General features: G+C 67.9%; 23 protein-coding genes. 5 read left to right on the top strand and 18 right to left on the bottom strand.

Going from position 1 to position 16,004, the window contains the following annotated elements; genetic code table 11:
- Window positions 1-107 precede the first annotated feature (107 nt).
- Genes ACT53U_RS05370 through ACT53U_RS05380 form a run of 3 tightly spaced genes read left to right on the top strand, consistent with a single transcriptional unit; the run spans window position 108 to window position 2,058 of the window.
- Entirely contained in the window at window positions 108-836 is a 729-nt protein-coding gene (locus ACT53U_RS05370) for an energy-coupling factor ABC transporter ATP-binding protein (protein WP_476153402.1), read from the top strand.
- Window positions 833-1,459, top strand: coding sequence for a CbiQ family ECF transporter T component (locus tag ACT53U_RS05375; protein ID WP_476153404.1), 627 nt, complete (start codon window positions 833-835; stop codon window positions 1,457-1,459). Before ACT53U_RS05370 ends, ACT53U_RS05375 begins: the two co-directional genes overlap by 4 nt.
- Window positions 1,460-1,503: 44 nt before the next feature.
- The gene (locus ACT53U_RS05380; RefSeq protein WP_476153406.1) at window positions 1,504-2,058 is read left to right on the top strand and encodes a biotin transporter BioY; all 555 of its coding nucleotides are present in this window, start codon (window positions 1,504-1,506) and stop codon (window positions 2,056-2,058) included.
- A 244-nt stretch (window positions 2,059-2,302) separates the two neighbouring features.
- Here the strand turns inward: ACT53U_RS05380 and ACT53U_RS05385 are convergent, their stop codons facing one another.
- Window positions 2,303-3,646, bottom strand: coding sequence for a replication-associated recombination protein A (locus ACT53U_RS05385; RefSeq protein ID WP_476153408.1), 1,344 nt, complete (start codon window positions 3,644-3,646; stop codon window positions 2,303-2,305).
- 76 nt (window positions 3,647-3,722) lie between these two features.
- Here ACT53U_RS05385 and ACT53U_RS05390 point away from each other — a divergent pair, with 76 nt between their 5' ends.
- A complete protein-coding gene (locus ACT53U_RS05390; RefSeq protein ID WP_476153410.1) occupies window positions 3,723-4,046 on the top strand; it encodes an EthD family reductase in 324 nt (107 codons plus the stop codon).
- Window positions 4,047-4,061: 15 nt separating this feature from the next.
- Here ACT53U_RS05390 and ACT53U_RS05395 read toward each other — a convergent pair whose 3' ends face one another.
- The 3 genes from ACT53U_RS05395 to ACT53U_RS05405 all read right to left on the bottom strand — a co-directional run bounded on the left by ACT53U_RS05395 (window position 4,062) and on the right by ACT53U_RS05405 (window position 6,825).
- A complete protein-coding gene (locus ACT53U_RS05395; protein ID WP_476153412.1) occupies window positions 4,062-5,456 on the bottom strand; it encodes a Do family serine endopeptidase in 1,395 nt (464 codons plus the stop codon).
- Between the two features lie 74 nt (window positions 5,457-5,530).
- Window positions 5,531-5,968, bottom strand: coding sequence for a hypothetical protein (locus ACT53U_RS05400; protein ID WP_476153414.1), 438 nt, complete (start codon window positions 5,966-5,968; stop codon window positions 5,531-5,533).
- Between the two features lie 107 nt (window positions 5,969-6,075).
- Entirely contained in the window at window positions 6,076-6,825 is a 750-nt protein-coding gene (locus tag ACT53U_RS05405) for an SDR family oxidoreductase (protein ID WP_476153416.1), read from the bottom strand.
- 102 nt (window positions 6,826-6,927) lie between these two features.
- On the opposite strand from ACT53U_RS05405, the gene ACT53U_RS05410 reads away from it, so the two are divergent.
- Complete coding sequence (locus ACT53U_RS05410) at window positions 6,928-7,350, top strand: winged helix-turn-helix transcriptional regulator (protein WP_476153418.1); 423 nt, start codon at window positions 6,928-6,930, stop codon at window positions 7,348-7,350.
- A gap of 40 nt (window positions 7,351-7,390) precedes the next feature.
- On the opposite strand, the gene ACT53U_RS05415 is transcribed toward ACT53U_RS05410, so the two are convergent.
- From ACT53U_RS05415 to rpsN, 14 genes are all read right to left on the bottom strand, one after another.
- A complete protein-coding gene (locus tag ACT53U_RS05415) occupies window positions 7,391-7,849 on the bottom strand; it encodes a thioesterase domain-containing protein (RefSeq protein WP_476153420.1) in 459 nt (152 codons plus the stop codon).
- Between the two features lie 132 nt (window positions 7,850-7,981).
- Window positions 7,982-8,398: a 50S ribosomal protein L17 gene (gene rplQ / locus ACT53U_RS05420; protein WP_476138180.1), complete on the bottom strand. Its 417-nt coding sequence runs from the start codon at window positions 8,396-8,398 to the stop codon at window positions 7,982-7,984.
- 277 nt (window positions 8,399-8,675) lie between these two features.
- Window positions 8,676-9,719, bottom strand: coding sequence for a DNA-directed RNA polymerase subunit alpha (locus ACT53U_RS05425; protein ID WP_476153422.1), 1,044 nt, complete (start codon window positions 9,717-9,719; stop codon window positions 8,676-8,678).
- A gap of 148 nt (window positions 9,720-9,867) precedes the next feature.
- Window positions 9,868-10,257, bottom strand: a complete 390-nt coding sequence (gene rpsK, locus ACT53U_RS05430) for a 30S ribosomal protein S11 (RefSeq protein WP_476138182.1) — start codon at window positions 10,255-10,257, stop codon at window positions 9,868-9,870.
- An 87-nt stretch (window positions 10,258-10,344) separates the two neighbouring features.
- Complete coding sequence (rpsM, locus tag ACT53U_RS05435) at window positions 10,345-10,713, bottom strand: 30S ribosomal protein S13 (RefSeq protein ID WP_476138183.1); 369 nt, start codon at window positions 10,711-10,713, stop codon at window positions 10,345-10,347.
- 255 nt (window positions 10,714-10,968) lie between these two features.
- The gene (locus ACT53U_RS05440) at window positions 10,969-11,550 is read right to left on the bottom strand and encodes an adenylate kinase (protein ID WP_476138184.1); all 582 of its coding nucleotides are present in this window, start codon (window positions 11,548-11,550) and stop codon (window positions 10,969-10,971) included.
- Window positions 11,547-12,878, bottom strand: a complete 1,332-nt coding sequence (gene secY / locus ACT53U_RS05445; RefSeq protein ID WP_476153424.1) for a preprotein translocase subunit SecY — start codon at window positions 12,876-12,878, stop codon at window positions 11,547-11,549. Before secY ends, ACT53U_RS05440 begins: the two co-directional genes overlap by 4 nt.
- 94 nt (window positions 12,879-12,972) lie before the next feature.
- Entirely contained in the window at window positions 12,973-13,455 is a 483-nt protein-coding gene (gene rplO, locus ACT53U_RS05450) for a 50S ribosomal protein L15 (RefSeq protein ID WP_476138186.1), read from the bottom strand.
- Between the two features lie 14 nt (window positions 13,456-13,469).
- The gene (gene rpmD, locus ACT53U_RS05455; protein ID WP_476138187.1) at window positions 13,470-13,670 is read right to left on the bottom strand and encodes a 50S ribosomal protein L30; all 201 of its coding nucleotides are present in this window, start codon (window positions 13,668-13,670) and stop codon (window positions 13,470-13,472) included.
- Between the two features lie 69 nt (window positions 13,671-13,739).
- Window positions 13,740-14,288, bottom strand: coding sequence for a 30S ribosomal protein S5 (rpsE, locus tag ACT53U_RS05460; RefSeq protein WP_476138188.1), 549 nt, complete (start codon window positions 14,286-14,288; stop codon window positions 13,740-13,742).
- Between the two features lie 49 nt (window positions 14,289-14,337).
- The gene (gene rplR / locus ACT53U_RS05465; RefSeq protein ID WP_476153426.1) at window positions 14,338-14,697 is read right to left on the bottom strand and encodes a 50S ribosomal protein L18; all 360 of its coding nucleotides are present in this window, start codon (window positions 14,695-14,697) and stop codon (window positions 14,338-14,340) included.
- A gap of 12 nt (window positions 14,698-14,709) precedes the next feature.
- Window positions 14,710-15,249, bottom strand: a complete 540-nt coding sequence (gene rplF, locus ACT53U_RS05470; protein ID WP_476153428.1) for a 50S ribosomal protein L6 — start codon at window positions 15,247-15,249, stop codon at window positions 14,710-14,712.
- A gap of 26 nt (window positions 15,250-15,275) precedes the next feature.
- Window positions 15,276-15,674, bottom strand: coding sequence for a 30S ribosomal protein S8 (rpsH, locus tag ACT53U_RS05475; RefSeq protein WP_476138191.1), 399 nt, complete (start codon window positions 15,672-15,674; stop codon window positions 15,276-15,278).
- Window positions 15,675-15,684: 10 nt separating this feature from the next.
- On the bottom strand, window positions 15,685-15,990 hold the full coding sequence (gene rpsN / locus ACT53U_RS05480; protein WP_476153430.1) for a 30S ribosomal protein S14: 306 nt from the start codon (window positions 15,988-15,990) through the stop codon (window positions 15,685-15,687).
- Between the last annotated feature and the right edge of the window lie 14 nt (window positions 15,991-16,004).

The following is a 16,004-nucleotide window of genomic DNA, read 5'->3' on the forward strand; positions in this document are numbered from 1 at the left end:
GCTGTCACCTCCCCGGCGCGGCACCCGTGCTTGACAGGGTCCCCCCTCCTCCGCGAGATGAGCCCGCCGCCGGACAGGAGCGGCAGCCGAGCCACGGGGGACGGGCCTTGTCGGAACCTGCCGGCCACGCGCCGGGCGCAGCCGCGCCGGTCACGGGCCAGACCATCGCCTTCGCCGATCTCGCCGTCGAGCGCGACGGCCGCCGCGCCCTCGACCGCGTGACGGCGACGCTCACCGAGCCGCGCGTCGGCATCGTCGGGCTGAACGGCTCGGGCAAGTCGACGCTCCTGAAGACCATCGTCGGCCTCGTCCGCCCGAGTGCCGGTACCGTCACCGTCGACGGCGTCGACCCGACCGTCGACCCGCGCGCCGTCCGCGCCGCGACCGGGTTGCTGTTCCAGAACCCCGACAACCAGATCGTCTTTCCGATCGTCGCCGACGACCTCGCCTTCGGGCTGAAGAACCACGGCTGGGGCAAGGCCGAGACCGCCGCCCGCGTCGAGGCGGCGCTCGATCGGCTCGGCATCGCAGCGCTCGCCCGCCGGCGCATCCACGAGCTCTCCGGCGGCGAGAAGCAGCTCGTCGCGCTCGCCGGCCTCTTGGCGGTCGAGCCGAAGACGCTGCTCTTCGACGAGCCGACGTCGCAGCTCGATCTTCGCAACCGCAACCGCTTCGCCGCTCTCCTCGCCGACCTGCCGGAACAGGCGATCGTCGTCGCCCACGACCTCGACCTGATCGCGACCTGCGGCCGCGTCCTCGTCATGGAGGCGGGACACATCGCCTTCGACGGGGCGGCCGCCGACGCGGTCGCCTTCCATCGGGAGCTGGCGCGATGATCGAGGGGCTGGGCGCGGGCGGATCGACGCCGCTCCATCGGTTGCCGGCCGGGGCGAAGTTCGCGGGCCTCGCGGTGATCGCCACCGCGCTCTTCTTCATCGGCTCGGTGCCGGTGCTGCTCGCGGCGCTCGTCGGGGCCGCCGTCGTGGCGCTGTCGACCGGGCGCGGGGCACGGCAACTCGCGCGCGATCTCGCGATGCCGAGCGTGGTGATCGCGGCGATCGGCGGCGTCCATCTCGTCGCCGGCGACCCGCAGGCCGCTGCCGAAGTCGTGCCGCGGCTCCTCGCGCTCGCCCTCCTCGCCCATGCCGTGGTGCTGACGACGACGACCGCGGCGGCGATCGAGGCCTTCGAGGCGGGGCTGATGCCCTTCGAACGGCTCGGGCTTCTCGATGCCGCCCGTACCGCGCTGACGCTGACGCTGGCGCTGCGCTTCGTGCCGCTGATCGTCGAGGAGGCCGCCGCCATCCGCGAGGCGCAGGCGGCGCGGGGACTGGGCTCTCATCCGATCGCCGTCGTGGTGCCGCTCGTCGTGCGCACGCTGGTCCGGGCCGGCGAGGTCGCCGACGCGATCGACGCCCGTGGCTTCCCGCCGCGCGCGGTTTCGCGTAAGTCCTCCTGACGCAGCGCCTCCGGCGCCCCTCGTGTCGTCAGGAGCCCGTCGTCATGAACACCCGCGATCTCGGATACGTCGCCCTCTTCGCCGCGCTGATCGTGGCGCTCGGCATCGTGCCCGCCATCCCGCTCGCCGCCGGCGTGCCGATCACGCTGCAGTCGATGGGCGTCATGCTGGCCGGCCTCGTGCTCGGGCCGAAGCGCGGTGCGGCGGCCGTCCTCGTGGTGCTGGCGCTGGTCGCCATCGGCCTGCCGGTCCTGGCGGGCGGGCGCGGCGGCATCGGCGTCTTCGCCGGACCGACCGCCGGCTTCCTGATCGGCTTCGTGCCGGGCGCCTTCGTCGCCGGCCTCCTCGCCGCCAAGCTCGAGCCGCGCGCCTCCGGCACGATCGGCCGTACCGCCTGGCTGTCGCTCGCGGCGATCGTCGGCGGCCTCGGCATCGTCCATGCCGGCGGCATCGTCTGGCTCGCCTTCGCCACCAAGGCCGGGCTGGTGAAGGCCTTCTTCATCGACCTGCCCTTCGTCCCCGGCGACCTCGCCAAGGCGGTGATCGCCGCGCTGGTGACGGTCAAGGTGCGCGACGCGATCTCGATCGAGCGGAAGTGACGGGCGAGGCGCGCCCTCACCAACGGGTGCCTGTCGCGGAGGCCCTTCATCCTGAGGTGCGAGCGTGAGCGAGCCTCGAAGGGCGAAGGGCCGAGAGGCACCGCCCGTCGTGGCTTCGTGCTTCGAGGCCCGGCTGCGCCGGGCACCTCAGCATGAAGCCGAACACAGAGCAGACGGTCGGAACTCGCTGGGCTCGGCATGAGAGGGGCCGGGGAGCGTGGCGCTACGCCCCCGACGCGCGCCCTCACCCCTCCCCGCGTTCCCGCCGGAGCTTCGCCCACCAGTCGAGCCGCTTGCGGATCTCGCGCTCGAAGCCGCGTTCCGCGGGATCGTAGAGGCGGAGGCGGCCGATCTTCTCGGGGAAGTAGTTCTGCCCCGAGAAAGCATCCGGCTCGTCGTGGTCGTAGCGGTAGCCCTCGGAATAGCCCTCCTGCTTCATCAGCTTGGTGGGGGCGTTCAGAATGTGCTTGGGCGGCGGCAGCGAGCCTGCGTCCTTGGCGAGCCTACGGGCCGCCTTCAGCGCCATGTAGACGGCGTTCGACTTCGGCGCGGTCGCGACATAGACGAGCGCGTTGGCGATCGCCAGTTCGCCCTCGGGGCTGCCGAGGAAGTCGTAGGCGTCCTTGGCGTTGTTGGCGACGACCAGCGCCTGCGGATCGGCGAGGCCGACGTCCTCGGCCGCCATGACGACGATGCGGCGGGCGAGGAAGAGCGGGCTCTCGCCCGCCTCCAGCATCCGCGCGTACCAGTAGAGCGCCGCATCGGGATCGGAGCCGCGCACCGACTTGTGCATCGCCGAGATCAGATTGTAGTGGCCGTCCTGGCTCTTGTCGTAGATCGGCGCGCGCCGCTGGACGACCTCGGCCAAGCCCTTCTCGTCAAAGACCTCGCCTTCGCGCGCGGCGCGGATGACGTCCTCGGCGAGCGTCAGCGAGGCACGGCCGTCGCCGTCGGCCATACGGACGAGGAGCGCGCGGGCGTCGGCGTCGAGCGGCAGCGGGTGGCCGAGTTCCTCCTCGGCACGGGCGAGCAGGCGCTCGATCGCCGCCTCGTCGAGCGACTTGAAGACCAGGACATGCGCGCGCGAGAGCAATGCCGCGTTGAGCTCGAACGACGGGTTCTCCGTCGTCGCGCCGACCAGCACGATGGTGCCGTCCTCCATCACGGGGAGGAAACTGTCGAGCTGCGCGCGGTTGAAGCGATGGATCTCGTCGACGAAGAGCAGCGTGCCGCGCCCCATGGCCCGCTTGCCGCGCGCCGTCTCGAAGACCTTCTTCAGATCCGCCACGCCGGTGAAGATCGCCGAGACCTGCTCGAACTCGAGATCGGTCTCACCGGCGAGCAGCCGCGCCACCGTCGTCTTGCCGGTGCCGGGTGGGCCCCAGAAGACCAGCGAGCCGAGGCTGCCGGAACGCAGCATGCGGGTGATCGTACCGTCCGGACCGACGAGATGATCCTGACCGACGACGTCCGACAGCTTCTTCGGGCGCAGCCGGTCGGCGAGCGGCCGCGGGGTCGCCCGTTCCAGTCCGGCGGCGGCGAAGAGGTCGCTCACGCGCGCACCTCGCGGGCGACGAAAGTCGGCCATCGCATCAACATATCGTCAATTATCATGTGTGACATACCATATATTGATTCTACATCCGAATCGCGAGGACAGTCCGATGATCAAGGTCAGCATTCTCTACCCGGCGGCGGCCGGTCGTTTCGACGTCGACTATTATCTCTCCACCCACATGCCGATGTCGATCGCCCGGCTGGGGCCGTCGATGCGGCGGATCGAGGTGGAGATCGGCGTTTCCGGCGGTCTGCCGGACCAGCCGCCGACCCATGTGGCGATGTGCCACTTCGTCTGCGACACGACGGAGGCCTTCCTCGCCGCCTTCCTGCCCCATGCAGCCGAGCTGCAGGGCGACATGGCGAACTACACCGACATCGAACCGATCATCCAGGTGAGCGAGATCCGCATCGCCCATCCCGCCGCCTGAACGGCGGGACGGGGCTCACCGCAGCGCCAGCCGCAGCACCTGGCCGTCGCGGCGCACCGCGATGCGCCAGAAGGACGGGTCGGAAGCGGCGAGACGGGCGAGGCTCGCGGTGTCGCGGACCTCGACGCCGTTGACCTCGAGCACGACGTCGCCCTTCTGGAAGCCGACGCGGGCGGCCGGCGACCCGGCGACGACCGAGGCGACCGCCACGCCGTTCGCGTCGAGCGGCATGCGCAGCTCTTCCGCCGCGGCGGGCGAGAGGTTGACGATGGTCGCGCCGGCGAAGGGCGAGGCGGTCTCGATGGTGCGGGCGTCGCGCGGCGGGATCTCGGGCGCGGCGACCGAGGCGAGTTCCAGCTGGATCCGCTTGCCGGCGCGCACGACGTCGAGCCTGACCGTGCCGCCGAGCGTGCGGGTGCCGAAGCGGAAGCCGAAGACGTCCGGATCGTCGACCTCGTGGCCGTCGACGGCGACGATCAGATCGCCGATCTTGAGGCCGGCGGCGGCGGCCGGCCCCTTCGGCGCGAGACCGGTGACGAGTGCGCCGAAGGGCCGGTCGAGGCCGAGACCCTCGGCGACGTCGGCGGTGACGTTCTGCACAGAGGCGCCGAGCCAGGGGCGGCGAACGACCGAGCCGGACTTGGCCTGCTCGAGCACGAACTTGACGACCGTCGAGGGGATGGCGAAGCCGATGCCGATCGAACCGCCCGACGACGAATAGATCGACGAGGGCACGCCGACGAGACGGCCTTCGAGATCGACCAGCGCACCGCCCGAGTTGCCGGGGTTGATCGCCGCGTCGGTCTGAATGAAGTAGCGGCTCTCGCCGGCGCCGACCTGGGTGCGGGCGAGCGCGGAGACGATTCCTTGCGTCACCGTCTGGCCGACACCGAAGGGATTGCCGACGGCGAGCACCAGATCGCCGACCTGGAGGCCTTCGCTGTCGCCGATGCGGGCGAAGGGATAGGTGCCCTTCTCGCGGATCTTGATCACCGCCACGTCGGTGCGCTCGTCCTTCAGCACGATGTCGGCCTCGAACTCGCGCTTGTCGGCGAGAGCGACCTTCACCTCCGTCGCGTCGGCGATGACGTGGACGTTGGTGACGATGATACCGGACGGATCGACGATCGTCCCCGAGCCGAGCGACGACTGCACGCGCGCCGGCGGCTCCGCTCCACCGCCGAAGAACTGGCGGAAGAAGGGATCGGCGAAGAGCGGGTTGGTCGGCGCCTGGACGCGCCGCGTCGCATAGACGTTGACGACCGCCGGGGCGACGGTCTTGACCACCGGCGAAAACGAGAGCTGGACCTGTGCACGGCTCTCGGGAACGACGGCCGTCTGGGCCGACACGGGAAACGCCGCGGTCACGAGCATCAGGGAGGCGAGGAGCGAAAGGGAGGTCGGCTTCATCGGTCGGGTTCTCTCGAGTGGTCGCCGAGATTTAGGCGCTCGGGACACGGCGCGCCAGTCGCAACGCCGTCACGTCATCCGATCAGTGCGTCGAATCCCGACGAATTCACGGCACGGCTCGAAATCGCCCGTGAACCCGCGAAGGAATCGGGCGCCCCCGGCAGCGGCGGGGCGAATGCCGAACCCTCGAAGAGACAGTCGAGCAGGCGCGAGTCGGAGATCTCGCAGCCGTCGTCGAAGCGTGTGTCGACGAAGACGCAGTCGACGAAGAGCGCACGACGGAACGCCGTGTCGGCGAAGACGCAGGCCTCGAAGCGGCAGCCGGCGAAGATCGTGGTGTCGAAGAACCCGGTGGTGCAGTCGAACCGCCGGAACAGGCAATCGCGGAAGATGCCGGCGAGATGGAGGCTGATCGCCTCGACACCGTCGAAGCTGCAGCCGTCGAAGACGTTGTCCTTGCCCCAGACGCCGAGGCCGACGTAGCGACGATATTCCGTGTCCTCGACGTGCATGGCCGACCGCTCCACGACCCCGCACGGGTCGCGGCCGATGGTGCCTCCGCGCCGCTCGCGACGCAACCGGGGGGGGCTCCTCCGGTCGCGTCGCGATCGAAGAGCGGTCAGCGGGCGGCGAGGGCCGCGAAGATCTCCGCCGTCTTGCCGTCGCGCTCGGCGTGGCGCAGCGGTTCGCAGCGGCCGACGATCACTTCGGAAGGCGTCGGATCGCCGTCGAGGATCGCCATCACCTCGGCGATGAAGTCGGCGAGCGGCATGGCACGCGGGTCGACCGCCTGCTGCGGACCCGTCAGCTCGGTCTGGACATAGGGCGGCGCGATCTCGATCGCCTCGACCGAGGTCTCCTTCAACTGATGGCGGAGCGACATGGTCCAGGAGTGCAGCGCCGCCTTGGTCGCCGAATAGGTCGGCGTCAGGGCGAGGGGCACGAAGGCCAGACCCGACGTGACGGTGAGGATCGCCGCCTTCGGCCGGGTCAGGAGATGCGGCAGCAGCGCCGCGGTGAGGCGGATCGGGCCGAGCAGATTGGTGGCGACGGTCGCCTCGGCGGTCGCCAGCCAATCGTGTCCCGAAACGTCCTCCGCCCGCATGATGCCTGCGTTGTGGAGGACGACGTTCAGATCCGGGTGGTTCGCGACGATCTCGGCGGAGAAGGCCGCGATCGAGGCGGGATCGGCGACGTCGAGCTCGATCGCGATCATGCCGGGATTGGCGGCGACGACCGCGTCGAGCGCCGCGCGCCGGCGGCTCGCGACGATCACGGTGTTGCCGCGGGCGTGGAACTCCTCCGCCAGACGCCGGCCGATGCCGCTGGCGCCGCCGGTGACGAGGATGCAGTTGCCGGTCATGTCCATGGGGAGACCCTTTCTTCGGTTGCGTGAAGACAGGATAGGGTCCATCCTCTCCTTTGGTAAGAAGGCACCGAAAATATCCATACTTACCAAATGGAGAGTGTCATGGCGGATGCGACGACGACCGACAGTCTGTTCGCGGCGACCTGCGTCCACCCGACGCCGGAGGACCCGGCGGTCGAGGCGCTGGTGACGGCGATCATTGCGCAGGTGGCGGACAAGTGGACGTTGCTGGTGCTCGAGGCGCTGACCGAACACGGCACGATGCGTTTCGGCGAGGTCGGCCGGGCGGTCGAGGGCATCAGCCAGAAGATGCTGACCAAGACGCTGCGCGACATGGAGCGGATCGGGCTGGTCTCGCGGACCGTGCACCCGGTCGTGCCGCCGCACGTCGACTATGCGCTGACCGACCTCGGCCGGACGCTGGGCGCGGCCTTCTGCGGGGTGTGGACCTGGGCGGCGGAGAACCGCGAGCGGATCGAGGCGGCACGCGCGGCCTTCGATGAACGCGACAACGCCCGGGGGTGAGCAGGCCCTTCCGCTCGATCGACGCCGGAGCGGTCCCCTCTCAGGTCCGAGGAGCGCGGCGAAGGGCGACGAAGCTTCCCGTCAGGCGACCGACGACGATGCCGCCGCAGGTCAGCACCGATCCGATCTCCAATCGCGCCCGTCCCTTGCGATCGAACATCGTCAGGAACCGCGGCCAGGCGCTCGGGTCGGCCAGCGCCGCGCTGGCCTCGAACGCCGACCCGATCGGCTTCTCGTAGGCCATCTCGTTGCTCTGAATCACGATCTCACCGTCACGGCCCGCACCGGTCAGGCGAAGGTGCAGGACCGACCACGCCGCGAGAATCGCCACCGCCGACGCGCTGCCCCCGAAGACCGTCTTCTTGTGATTGACGTTCGGCCCCAGCGGCGCCCTCAGGACGACGGCGTCGCCGTCCGCCGACACGACCGCAACGCCCATCGCCGCCGACAGCGGGATCTGTGCGTGAAGATAGTCCTCCAGTGCCCGTTCGTCGAACATCGCCACTTCGTCTCCGACCTCCGCGCCGCGCGCGGTCGCGCGCCCCGCATCGAACGCCTTCGTCGAGGCACGAAAAAGGCGGCCTCTCGCGAGGCCGCCTCTCGTAGAACTTGCCGTGCCCGAAAGCGCCGATCACGCGGCGGCTTCGTCGGCCTCGCGGCGGGCGCGGTCCTCGGCGCCCTTGGCCGAGACGTCGCGGTCGACGAACTCGATCACGGCCACGGCGGCGTTGTCGCCGTAGCGGAAGCCGGCCTTGAGGATACGGAGGTAGCCGCCGGCGCGGTCCTTGTAGCGCGGGCCGATCACGTCGAAGAGCTTCTTCACGGCCTTCTCGTCACGGATCTGGCCGACGGCCAGACGACGCGAGTTGAGGTCGCCGCGCTTGGCGTAGGTCACCAGCTTCTCGACGATCGGACGCAGGTCCTTCGCCTTCGGCAGGGTGGTCACGATCTGCTCGTGGGTGATGAGGGACGCCGCCATGTTGGCGAACATCGCCTTGCGATGTTCCCAGGTGCGGTTGAGCTTGCGGCCAGCCTTGCCGTGACGCATCGGTCTTCTCCGGGTGCGGAGCAGGTTGCCCTGCCCTCGTTGGCGGCGATCGTCTCGATCGGCGCTTCGGTGATCGGTTCTCCCGCACGCGACGGGAGCCCCGGCTCGTCACCGTGGCACCCCGGGTATTGTGCGTCCGGGCTTGGAAGTCTTTGTCACGAAGGGACCTCGGCCCGCTCCGCGTATTCCGGGACCGGAGCCGTGGCTCCGATCCGTAATTCGAGAGGCGTCATACAGCCTCGGACCGCTCTCGAGAAGCCCCCGGAGGGACGAATTCTCAGAGCTGGTGATCCTCGTAGCGCTTGGCGAGCTCTTCGATGTTCTCCGGCGGCCAGTTGGTGACCTCCATGCCGAGATGGAGACCCATCTGGGCGAGAACTTCCTTGATCTCGTTGAGCGACTTGCGGCCGAAGTTCGGGGTGCGGAGCATCTCGGCTTCGGTCTTCTGGATCAGGTCGCCGATGTAGACGATGTTGTCGTTCTTCAGGCAGTTCGCCGAACGCACCGACAGCTCGAGCTCGTCGACCTTCTTGAGCAGCGCCGGGTTGAAGGCGAGCTCCGGGATCTTCTCCTCGACGGCTTCCTTGCGGGGCTCCTCGAAGTTCACGAAGATCGCCAGCTGGTCCTGCAGGATGCGGGCGGCATAGGCGACGGCGTCGTCCGGAGCGACCGAACCGTCGGTCTCCAGGCTCAGCGTCAGCTTGTCGTAGTCGAGAACCTGGCCCTCACGGGTGTTCTCGACCTTGTAGGAGACCTTCTTGACCGGCGAATAGAGGCTGTCGACCGGGATGAGACCGATCGGCGCGTCTTCCGGACGGTTGCGGTCGGCCGGGACGTAGCCCTTGCCGGTGGCGACCGTCAGCTCCATGCGGATCTCGGCACCGTCGTCGAGGGTGCAGATCGCGAGCTCGGGGTTCAGGATCTCGATGTCGCCGACGGTCTGGATGTCACCGGCGGTGACGATGCCCGGACCGGTCTTGCGGACGACCATGCGCTTGGGCAGGTCGCCGTGCATCTTCACCGAGATCTCCTTGATGTTCAGGATGATGTCGGTGACGTCCTCGCGCACGCCGGGGATCGAGGAGAACTCGTGCAGGACGCCGTCGATCTGCACCGCGGTCACGGCCGCGCCCTGCAGCGACGACAGCAGGACGCGACGCAGCGCGTTGCCGAGCGTCAGACCGAAACCACGCTCGAGCGGCTCGGCGACGACGGTGGCCTTGCGGCGCGCGTCTTCGCCCGGCTTCACCTCGAGCTTGTTCGGACGGATGAGTTCCTGCCAATTCTTGTGAATGGTCACGGGGTCGTACCTTTCGGGCAATGCGGCGGGATATCGGTGGCGCCCACCACCCTGCCCGCGCCGCCGGAGGGAGAAATGCGAGAAGCGGCGGGTGGACGACCCGCCGCTTCCGAGGGCTGCCCGCCCTCGATGGGTGTCTATCGGGCCGGAATACCCGGCCTCGACGCGATCAGACGCGACGACGCTTGCGCGGACGGCAACCGTTGTGCGGGATCGGGGTCACGTCGCGGATCGAGGTCACCATGAAGCCGGCCGCCTGGAGAGCGCGCAGCGCGGATTCACGGCCCGAACCGGGGCCACGGACTTCCACCTCGACGGTACGCATACCGTGCTCGGACGCCTTGCGGGCGGCATCCTCGGCGGCGACCTGCGCGGCGTAGGGGGTCGACTTGCGCGAACCCTTGAAGCCGAGAGCGCCGGCCGACGACCAGGAGATCGTGTTGCCCTGAGCATCGGTGATGGTGATCATCGTGTTGTTGAACGTGGAGTTCACGTGCACGACGCCGGAGGTGATGTTCTTGCGTTCGCGCCGCTTGACGCGAGTGGCTTCCTTGGCCATGTGACTTACCTACTCGAGATATCTACACCGCCGTAATTCCGGCGGCTCCACCGGGACGGACGTCTCACGACGCGCGCCCGAAACGAATTACTTCTTCTTGCCCGCGATCGCCTTCGCCGGACCCTTGCGGGTACGAGCGTTGGTGTGCGTGCGCTGGCCGCGGACCGGAAGACCGCGACGATGACGCAGGCCGCGGTAGCAGCCCAGGTCCATGAGACGCTTGATGTTCATCGCGACCTCGCGACGCAGATCGCCTTCGACGAGGTAGTCGCGGTCGATCACTTCGCGGATCTGAAGAACTTCGGCATCCGACAGCTCGTTCACGCGACGGTCATACGCAATGTTGACCTTCTGCATGATCTCGTCGGCCTTCTTCTGGCCGATGCCGTGGATGTACTGAAGCGCGATGACGACGCGCTTGTTGGTCGGAATATTGACGCCTGCGATGCGGGCCACGGTTTCTCTCCAGTCAAATCACGGGAACGCCTCACGACGCTCCCGATTCGAGCCCGGCCATCCCTCGCGTGACGGACAGCCGTTCACGACGAAAGGATCGGTGGCCGAAAACCCTTCGGTTCCGGCCCCGATCGCTCACCATCGCGATGTGGGCCGGTCGATACAGGATTCCGCGGCCGAGCGCAACCGCCCGGCCGCGGAACCTCGTTCCTTCGTCGTACGGGTGGCCCCCGTACGACGAATTTCTTGCCCCGCTCAGGCGCCGAGGATGGCGCCGATCGCGGCGGTGACCTCGTCGATCGACTTCATGCCGTCGACGGTCTTCAGCTCGCCGGTCGAGGCGTAGTAGCCCGACAGCGGAGCGGTCTTTTCCTGATACTCGCCGAGGCGCTTGCGGAAGCTCTCGGGATTGTCGTCGGCACGCGGGGTGCCGCCGGCGGCGATCGTCTCGGCGACGCGGTTCTCCATGCGGGCGACCAGCGCGTCGACGTCGACGATCAGTTCGATCACCGCGTCGAGCTTCAGGCCCTTGGAGGCGAGCATCCTGGTGAGCGCCTCGGCCTGGGGAACGGTCCGCGGGAAGCCGTCGAGGATGAAGCCCTTCTGGCAGTCCTTCTCGTCGATGCGGTCGGAGACCACGCCGATGACGATGTCGTCGGAGACGAGACCGCCCGATTCCATCACTGCCTTGGCCTTGAGGCCCACGTCCGTGCCGGCCTTCACGGCGGCGCGGAGCATGTCGCCCGTCGACAGCTGCACGATGCCGTGCTTCTCGACCAGACGGGCGGCCTGCGTCCCCTTGCCGGCGCCCGGCGGTCCCAGAAGAATGAGCCTCATCGACGTCCCCCCTTCAGCTTCGCCCGCTTGATCAGACCTTCGTACTGATGTGCGAGCAGGTGTCCTTGGATCTGCGACACCGTGTCCATGGTCACGGAGACCACGATCAGCAGCGACGTGCCGCCGAAATAGAACGGAACGCCGGTCCAGGAAATCAACAGTTCGGGTAACATGCACACCAGGACGATGTAGATGGCGCCGAGAACCGTGATGCGGGTGAGGACGTAGTCGATGTACTCGGCGGTGCGCTCGCCCGGACGGATGCCGGGGATGAAGCCGCCGTGCTTCTTCAGGTTGTCCGCGGTGTCGACCGGATTGAAGACGATCGCGGTGTAGAAGAAGGCGAAGAAGACGATCAGCGCCGCGTACATGAACATGTAGAGCGGCTGGCCGTGGCCGAGCAGCGCCGTCACCGTCGTCAGCCAGCCCGAGGTCTGGCCCTGCTGGAAGTTGGCGATGGTCGCCGGAACCAGCAGCAGGGACGACGCGAAGATCGGCGGGATGACGCCCGAGGTGTTGAGCTTGAGCGGCAGATGCGAGCTCTGACCCTGCATGATCTGGTTGCCGACCTGTCGCTTCGGGTACTGGATCAGGAGCCGGCGCTGGGCGCGCTCCATGAAGACCACGAAGCCGATCACCAGGATCGCCACGACGACGATCGCGAAGATCGCGAAGGTCGAGATCGCGCCCTGACGGCCGAGTTCCAGCGTGCCGGCGATGGCATGCGGCAGGCCCGCGACGATGCCGGCGAAGATGATCAGCGAGGTGCCGTTGCCGATGCCGCGCGAGGTGATCTGCTCACCCAGCCACATCAGGAACAGCGTGCCGCCGACCAGCGTCACGGTCGCGGTGAAGCGGAAGAAGAAGCCCGGCATGGCGACGACGCCCGAGGCGCCCTCGAGACCGACGGCGATGCCCCAGGCCTGGAAGATGGCGAGGAGCACGGTCAGGAAGCGGGTGTACTGGTTCAGCTGCTTGCGACCCGACTCGCCTTCCTTCTTGAGCGCTTCCCAAGAGGGGACGACCGTCGTCATCAGCTGCACGATGATCGAGGCGGAGATGTAGGGCATGATGCCCAGCGCCAGGATCGCCATGCGGCCGACGGCGCCGCCGGAGAACATGTTGAAGAGACCGATGATGCCGGTCTGGGCGTTGTTGAACGCCTTGGCGAGGGCGCCGGCGTCGATGCCCGGCAGCGGCAGGTAAGTGCCAAGCCGATAGACGAGAAGCGCACCCAGCGTGAACCAGATGCGCTTCTTCAGTTCCTCGGCCTTGCCGAAGGCACCCCAGTTGAGATTGGCCGCGAGCTGTTCGGCAGCAGACGCCATGTCGGTCTCCGGTGCTTCGTAAGGGAGTATGTCCGATGGTTCGAAAGCGGCCGATCGCTCGGCCGCTCCCGTCAATCCCGATGGGCGGGGCCGATCACTCGGCCGCGTCCGCCTTCTTCTTCTCGGCGACGACGACCTTGCCGCCGGCCTTCTCGACCGCCGCGATCGCGGGGGCGGAGCCACCGGCGATCTCGAACGACAGCGCGCCCTTGGGCTCGCCCGGTCCGATCAGACGGACGCCGTCCTTGACCCGACGGATCACGCCGGCAGCCTTCAGCGCGTCGGCCGAGATGACCGAGGCGGCGTCGAGCTTGCCCGCATCGATCGCCGCCTGAACGCGGGCGATCGAGACCTCGTTGTAGTCGAGGCGGAAGATGTTGTTGAAGCCGCGCTTCGGCAGGCGGCGATGCAGAGGCATCTGACCACCTTCGAAGCCCTTGATGGCGACGCCGGAGCGCGCCTTCTGGCCCTTGACGCCCTTGCCCGAGGTCTTGCCCAGGCCCGAGCCGATGCCGCGACCGAGGCGCTTGCCGGTCTTGGCGGCGCCGACGTTGTCGCTGATCTCGTTGAGCTTCATCGCTCGGATCCTTCTCAGTTCTCTTCGACGATGCGAACGAGGTGGGCGACCTTGGCAATCATACCGCGCACGGCCGGAGTGTCCTCCAGCGTGGAACGGCGATGCCGCTTGTTGAGGCCGAGACCGATCAGGGTCTTCTCCTGAACGTCCGGGCGACGGATCGGCGAGCCGATCTGCTCGACCGTGACGGTCTTGACCGTGGCGTTGTTCGACATGGGGTTCACCCTAGCTTTCTTCAAGACCGACGCCCCCTCGCCTCACGACGGGAGAGCGGCCGGTTCGTCTCACGCCTCGGCCGACGCGTCGGCGCCTTCGGCACCGCGACGGCTCTGGAGGGTCGACACCTTCATGCCGCGGCGAGCGGCGACGGAACGGGGGCTGTCCTCGGCCTTCAGGGCATCGAAGGTCGCGCGAACCATGTTGTACGGGTTCGACGAGCCCATCGACTTCGCGACGACGTCCTGGACGCCGAGCGTTTCGAAGACCGCGCGCATCGGGCCGCCGGCGATGATGCCGGTACCGGCCGGGGCGGCACGGACGATGACGCGGCCGGCGCCATGATGGCCGACGACGTCGTGGTGGAGCGTACGGCCCTCGCGGAGCGAGACGCGGATCAGACCGCGCTTCGCCGCCTCGGTGGCCTTACGGATGGCTTCCGGCACTTCACGAGCCTTGCCGTGGCCGAAGCCGACGCGGCCCTTCTGGTCGCCGACGACGACGAGCGCGGCGAAGCCGAAGCGACGGCCGCCCTTCACCACCTTGGCGACGCGGTTGATGTGCACCAGCCGGTCGACGAATTCGCTGTCGCGTTCTTCCCGCTCGAGCTTTGCCATGTCGAATGATCCCTCGTGCGCAGCCGTCCCGGCGCGCCTCGTTTGTTGATCAGAACTCGAGACCGCCCTCACGGGCGGCTTCGGCGAGCGCCTGGACGCGGCCGTGGTAGATGAAGCGGCCGCGATCGAACACGACCTCCTTCACACCGGCGGCAACAGCGCGCTCGGCGACGAGCTTGCCGACGGCTTCCGCCGCGGACTTGTCGGCGCCGGTCTTCAGGCTGCTCTTCAGCGAGGCGTCCAGCGTCGACGCGGCGGCGAGGGTGACACCCTTCGCGTCGTCGATGACCTGGGCATAGATGTTCTTCGACGAGCGATGAACCGAGAGCCGCGGGCGGCCGTTCGCCGCCGCCTTGACGGCACGGCGCACGCGAGCCGCACGACGCTCCGTAGTGGTCTGATGGGCCATGGCGGCTGCTCCTTACTTCTTCTTGCCTTCCTTGCGGAAGATCTTCTCGTCGGCATACTTGACACCCTTGCCCTTGTAGGGCTCGGGGCCGCGCCACTCGCGGATTTCCGCGGCGACCTGGCCGACCTGCTGCTTGTCGATGCCAGTCACGATGATCTGGTCCTGCTTCGGGCCGGCCACCTGGATGGTGATGCCTTCCGGAACCGGGAACAGCACGTCGTGGCTGTAGCCGAGCGACAGCGTCAGGGTCTTGCCGTTGAGGGCAGCCTTGTAGCCGACGCCGTTGATCTCGAGCTTCTTCTCGAAGCCCTTGGAGACACCGACGATGAGGTTCGAGATCATCGTGCGGGACATGCCCCACAGCGAGCGAGCCTGCTTGGACTCGTCGCGCGGCTTGACCGCGATGCCCTCGTCACCCTTGGTGACTTCCACGAGATCGTGGACGGTGAAAGAAAGGGCACCCTTGGGGCCCTTGACGTTGACGGCCTGTCCCGCGACTTCCGCGGTGACACCGGCGGGAACCGGCACGGCCTTCTTTCCGATGCGTGACATGGGACTACCCCGTATCGTTTCCGGCCTCAGAAGACCTTGCAGAGCACTTCGCCGCCGACATTCGCTTCGCGAGCGGCGTGGTCGGCCAGAACACCCTTCGGCGTGGACAGGATCGTCACACCGAGGCCGTTGGCGACACGCGGGATATTCGCGACCGAGGTGTAGACGCGGCGGCCGGGCTTCGACACGCGGGCGATCTCACGGATCACCGGCTGGCCGTCGAAGTACTTCAGCTCGACTTCGAACTCGGACTTGCCGCCGTCGAACTCGACCTTGGTGTAGCCGCGGATGTAGCCCTCGGCCTTCAGCACGTCGAGAAGGTTGGCGCGCAGCTTGGAGGCCGGCGTCTTCAGCGAGGACTTCTTCCGCAGCTGCGCGTTGCGGATACGGGTGATCAGATCGCCCAGAGGATCAGAGAGGCTCATGGTACTTTCCTCACCAGCTCGACTTCACCAGGCCCGGGATCATGCCCAGATTGCCCAGCTCACGAAGCGCGACGCGCGACATCTTCAGCTTGCGATAGAAGGCGCGGGGACGGCCCGTCACTTCGCAACGGTTGCGAATGCGAACCTTGGCGCCGTTGCGCGGCATTTCGGCGAGCGTGAACACCGCCTGCATGCGCTCCTCCGGCGTGGATTCGCGATTCATGATCACCGCCTTGAGGTCGGTGCGCTTCTTGAGATCGCGCGCCGTCATGTTGCGACGGCGGTTGTTCTTCTCGATCGAGCTCTTCTTGGCCATGTCTTTCCTATCCT

The sequence above is a fragment of the Pinisolibacter sp. DMC19 genome, assembly GCF_056313985.1.

Coding starts and splice junctions, on each gene's coding strand:
- ACT53U_RS05400 (WP_476153414.1), bottom strand. CDS start 5,968: ATGCACGTCGAGGACACGGAATATCGTCGCTACGTCGGCCTCGGCGTC.
- rplR (WP_476153426.1), bottom strand. CDS start 14,697: ATGGCCCATCAGACCACTACGGAGCGTCGTGCGGCTCGCGTGCGCCGT.
- rpsH (WP_476138191.1), bottom strand. CDS start 15,674: ATGAGCCTCTCTGATCCTCTGGGCGATCTGATCACCCGTATCCGCAAC.
- ACT53U_RS05405 (WP_476153416.1), bottom strand. CDS start 6,825: ATGGACATGACCGGCAACTGCATCCTCGTCACCGGCGGCGCCAGCGGC.
- ACT53U_RS05410 (WP_476153418.1), top strand. CDS start 6,928: ATGGCGGATGCGACGACGACCGACAGTCTGTTCGCGGCGACCTGCGTC.
- rpsN (WP_476153430.1), bottom strand. CDS start 15,990: ATGGCCAAGAAGAGCTCGATCGAGAAGAACAACCGCCGTCGCAACATG.
- ACT53U_RS05390 (WP_476153410.1), top strand. CDS start 3,723: ATGATCAAGGTCAGCATTCTCTACCCGGCGGCGGCCGGTCGTTTCGAC.
- ACT53U_RS05440 (WP_476138184.1), bottom strand. CDS start 11,550: ATGAGGCTCATTCTTCTGGGACCGCCGGGCGCCGGCAAGGGGACGCAG.
- rpsE (WP_476138188.1), bottom strand. CDS start 14,288: ATGGCAAAGCTCGAGCGGGAAGAACGCGACAGCGAATTCGTCGACCGG.
- ACT53U_RS05375 (WP_476153404.1), top strand. CDS start 833: ATGATCGAGGGGCTGGGCGCGGGCGGATCGACGCCGCTCCATCGGTTG.
- ACT53U_RS05385 (WP_476153408.1), bottom strand. CDS start 3,646: ATGGCCGACTTTCGTCGCCCGCGAGGTGCGCGCGTGAGCGACCTCTTC.
- ACT53U_RS05380 (WP_476153406.1), top strand. CDS start 1,504: ATGAACACCCGCGATCTCGGATACGTCGCCCTCTTCGCCGCGCTGATC.
- rplQ (WP_476138180.1), bottom strand. CDS start 8,398: ATGCGTCACGGCAAGGCTGGCCGCAAGCTCAACCGCACCTGGGAACAT.
- rpsK (WP_476138182.1), bottom strand. CDS start 10,257: ATGGCCAAGGAAGCCACTCGCGTCAAGCGGCGCGAACGCAAGAACATC.
- ACT53U_RS05415 (WP_476153420.1), bottom strand. CDS start 7,849: ATGTTCGACGAACGGGCACTGGAGGACTATCTTCACGCACAGATCCCG.
- ACT53U_RS05395 (WP_476153412.1), bottom strand. CDS start 5,456: ATGAAGCCGACCTCCCTTTCGCTCCTCGCCTCCCTGATGCTCGTGACC.
- rpmD (WP_476138187.1), bottom strand. CDS start 13,670: ATGTCGAACAACGCCACGGTCAAGACCGTCACGGTCGAGCAGATCGGC.
- rplO (WP_476138186.1), bottom strand. CDS start 13,455: ATGAAGCTCAACGAGATCAGCGACAACGTCGGCGCCGCCAAGACCGGC.
- rplF (WP_476153428.1), bottom strand. CDS start 15,249: ATGTCACGCATCGGAAAGAAGGCCGTGCCGGTTCCCGCCGGTGTCACC.
- secY (WP_476153424.1), bottom strand. CDS start 12,878: ATGGCGTCTGCTGCCGAACAGCTCGCGGCCAATCTCAACTGGGGTGCC.